The sequence below is a fragment of the Mesorhizobium sp. M7A.F.Ca.CA.001.10.2.1 genome (assembly GCF_003998575.1).
Classification (GTDB): domain Bacteria; phylum Pseudomonadota; class Alphaproteobacteria; order Rhizobiales; family Rhizobiaceae; genus Mesorhizobium.
Window position 1 is genome coordinate 1 of record NZ_RZQY01000665.1, and the last position, 3,338, is coordinate 3,338.

Consider the following 3,338-nt stretch of genomic DNA (forward strand, 5'->3'; position numbering starts at 1 on the left):
ATCATCGCCCGCGACCCCGCCGATGCCGACGCGATCTGGGTCACCGAAGTGTGGACCGACGCCGAAAGTCACAAGGCCTCGCTGCAGCTTCCCGAAGTCCAGGCGGCGATCGCCAAGGCGCGGCCATTCATCGCCGGCTTCGAATTCCAGGTCGAGACCCATCCCGTCGGCGGCTTCGGGCTGGCTGACGGCAAGACGGGGTGATCCGCCCACGGCTTGATGCCGAGGCGAGGTTCGCACTCCAGGGTGCAATATCGACAGGTGAACAATCTCGACCCCGGGTTTTGCCAGTCATCGCGCTCCACTTGTAATTCTCTGAAAATGGACTAAGCTCTGTGGACTAAGTCCACTTGGAGAAACCTGCGATGCAGACCGTGAACATCCACAATGCGAAGACCAATCTTTCACGTCTCGTTGACCGAGCTGCCAAAGGTGAGCCGTTCATCATCGCCAAGGCGGGCAAACCATTGGTGAAAGTCGTGCCTATCGATCAGCCGGCCTCGTCGCAGGCGCGAAGGGTCGGTTTTATGGCCGGCCAGTTTTCCGTTCCCGACGATTTCGACCGCATGGGTGGCGAGGAGATTGAGCAACTGTTCGGTGTCAACACTTGAAACTGCTACTCGACACCCATTTGCTGCTGTGGGCGGCTGGCGAACCGGATCGGCTAACACCTGCGGCTCTCGCCGAGATTGAGGACCCCGAGAACGAATTGCTGTTCAGTCCCGCCAGCCTTTGGGAGATCGCAATCAAACGAGGACTGGGACGGGATGATTTCCAGGTCGATCCCCGTTTGCTCCGGCGAGGCCTATTCGACAATGGCTATCACGACTTGCCGATCACCAGTGAACATGCCCTCGCCATCGACGGACTTCCGGCGATCCACAAGGATCCCTTCGATCGAATCCTGGTCGCCCAGGCAACCATTGAGGGGATTACCTTGCTGACGATGGACGATCTTGTCGCCCGTTATCCCGGTCCTATCCGAAAGCTCTGACACCTTGGTAAACTGCGTGACTCGCGCGCCACACAGCTTCCTTTTTCGGCAAAGCGGGGGTTCGCATCGTCCCGCTTCAAGTCTAAGACCGAAACATGGATTCCTCGGCCGAGCAGCCATCCCCGGACCTGCCCACACTCGAGCGCATGGCGCGGATGCGCAAGCTCTGGCAGTGGCTTGCCCTGCTGGTTGTTTCCCTGCTGTTTGCCGGCGCGCTGGAACTCGCCACCCTGCCGGCGGCGTTGCTGATCGGACCGATGCTGGCGGCCATCGTCGCCGGCACCAATGGCGCCACGGTGCGTGTGCCGCGTCTTCTGTTTGGCGCCGCCCAGGCGATCGTCGGCTGCCTCGTCGCCAGCTCGATCTCGGCCGACATCTTTCCGGTCTTCTACCAGGAATGGCCGCTGTTTTTAGGCGTCGTGGTGGCGACCGTCACTGCCTCCAGCCTGCTCGGCTGGCTGATCAGCCGCTGGCGCATCCTGCCCGGCACCACCGCCGTCTGGGGCTCGTCGCCGGGTGCGGCCACCGCCATGGTGCTGATGGCCGGTGCCTTCGGTGCCGACCAGCGCCTCGTCGCTTTCATGCAATATCTGCGCGTCATATTCGTCTCGATGACCGCAGCACTCGTTGCCAAGATGTGGGTCGACACCTCGGGCGTCGAAATCCCGCCCATCGTCTGGTTTCCGCCGATCGACCGCCAGGCCTTCGCCGCCACCATCGGCATCGCGCTGGTTGGCGGCCTGTCGGGAAAGATTTTCCGGCTGCCCTCGCCCTTCTTCCTCGGCACCTTTATCTTCGGCACCGTCGTCCATCTTGGCTTGGGCGTGGAGATGCAATTGCCGCAATGGCTGCTGGCCGTCAGCTACGCCATGGTCGGCTGGTCGATCGGCCTGAACTTCACAACGGCGATCCTGCGCCATGCAACGCGCGCATTGCCGCAGATCATCGCCTCGATCGTGGCGCTGATCGCCTTTTGCGGCGGCCTTGCCTTCCTGATCAGCCATCTCCTGGGCATCGATCCGCTGACCGCCTATCTGGCGACCAGCCCCGGCGGCATGGACAGCATCGCCATCATCGCCGCCGCCGCGCAGAACGTCGACATCTCCTTCGTCATGGCCCTGCAATCGGCACGCTTCCTGATCGTGCTGCTGGTCGGCCCGAGCGTCGCTCGGCTGGTGGCCAGAAGCGTCAGGCAATAAGCAGCGACTAGTCCTCGCCGCCCTCGCCCACGCTATGCGCATCCCGACGCCAGTAGGCCGTAACCAGGTGCCGGTCGCGCGGCAGGCCCCACTGCTTGCGCACGATCTTGCGTATCTCCCGGAAATCGCCGAATTCGCAACTTGCCCAGACGTACAGGCCGTCGGCAAGCGCCATGTGATTGCGCTCACGCAAGGCGGTCGACAATAGGCCCGCGGTGCCGGCCTCGAGGCCGCGCCGGTAAAGCCAGGTGATGTCGATATTGTCCCCTTGCGCCAGCGCTATTCGGTCATCCGGGCTATCGACCTCGATCAGCGCCTCGGCACGTGTTGATGGCGGCAGATGCTCCAAAATCCTGCCGATGGCGGGCAGCGCGGTGTCGTCGCCGAGCAGAAGCAAGGTCTGCGCCACCGGGGCGTCGCCGCCGCCGGGTCCGATCATGCCGATGACGTCTCCCGCCCGTGCGTTTTGCGCGAATGTGGCGGCGGGCGTGTTCTGGCCGGGGTGCAACACGAAATCGACATCGAGCCAACCGCTTGCGGCATCCAGCGCCCGGATCGTGTAGACCCGCACAGCAAGCGCATCGTCGCCAGAAGGCCAGACGATCAAGCCGTCAGCGCCCATCGTCGGCCAAACCAGCCGGCGGCCAGGCGGCGGCAGCAGCAGCCGCATGTGCAGGCCGCCATGGCTAAATCGGCCGAGATCCTTGCCGGCGAAGCGCAGGCGCTGCATATGCGCCGATATCCGCGTCGACGACATCACCGTGATCTCGCGGAAGAAGACCGGAGTACCGGCGTCGCTGCCGTCGCCTTGCCAATGGATGCCCTTGGTCGTGCCGAGATGTTCGGCGACATGGCCGGCGACCGTCATCTTCATGTAGGACAGGCAGGTTTCGTCTGTCGCCGCGACGCGGATCAGCACGCTTTCATCATCGAGCGTAGCGCTCAACGAGCCGTAGTAGAGGCGGAGCTCCCACTGGTCGGCAACGCCAGTGTCGATCTCGAATTCGCTGTGCTCTGCGCGCAGCCGGTCCATCACCGATCTGATCGCCGCGTCGCTGATCCGGGTTTGCGCGCTAAGTTGGTCCATCGCTCAAGTCCTTCGAAACGGTTCGGGCAAGGCGCCGCGCGGCGCCTTGCCCGAACCG

5 protein-coding genes are annotated in these 3,338 nt (G+C 63.4%); 4 read left to right on the top strand and 1 reads right to left on the bottom strand.

Annotation, left to right across the window (positions count from 1 at the left end; translation table 11 throughout):
• The 4 genes from EN964_RS29500 to EN964_RS29515 all read left to right on the top strand — a co-directional run.
• Positions 1-204 (top strand): putative quinol monooxygenase (locus EN964_RS29500; RefSeq protein ID WP_127277075.1); only part of this gene is annotated, 204 nt, incomplete at its 5' end.
• Between the two features lie 161 nt (positions 205-365).
• Positions 366-611, top strand: a complete 246-nt coding sequence (locus EN964_RS29505; protein ID WP_056595839.1) for a type II toxin-antitoxin system Phd/YefM family antitoxin — start codon at positions 366-368, stop codon at positions 609-611.
• A complete protein-coding gene (locus EN964_RS29510; protein WP_127270551.1) occupies positions 608-994 on the top strand; it encodes a type II toxin-antitoxin system VapC family toxin in 387 nt (128 codons plus the stop codon). The genes EN964_RS29505 and EN964_RS29510 overlap by 4 nt, the downstream gene beginning before the upstream one ends.
• Positions 995-1,089: 95 nt before the next feature.
• The gene (locus EN964_RS29515) at positions 1,090-2,193 is read left to right on the top strand and encodes an AbrB family transcriptional regulator (RefSeq protein WP_127271715.1); all 1,104 of its coding nucleotides are present in this window, start codon (positions 1,090-1,092) and stop codon (positions 2,191-2,193) included.
• 7 nt (positions 2,194-2,200) lie between these two features.
• Here the strand turns inward: EN964_RS29515 and EN964_RS29520 are convergent, their stop codons facing one another.
• Positions 2,201-3,280 carry a siderophore-interacting protein gene (locus tag EN964_RS29520; RefSeq protein WP_127269789.1) on the bottom strand — a complete coding sequence of 360 codons (1,080 nt, stop codon included), beginning with the start codon at positions 3,278-3,280 and terminating at the stop codon, positions 2,201-2,203.
• Positions 3,281-3,338: the final 58 nt, after the last annotated feature.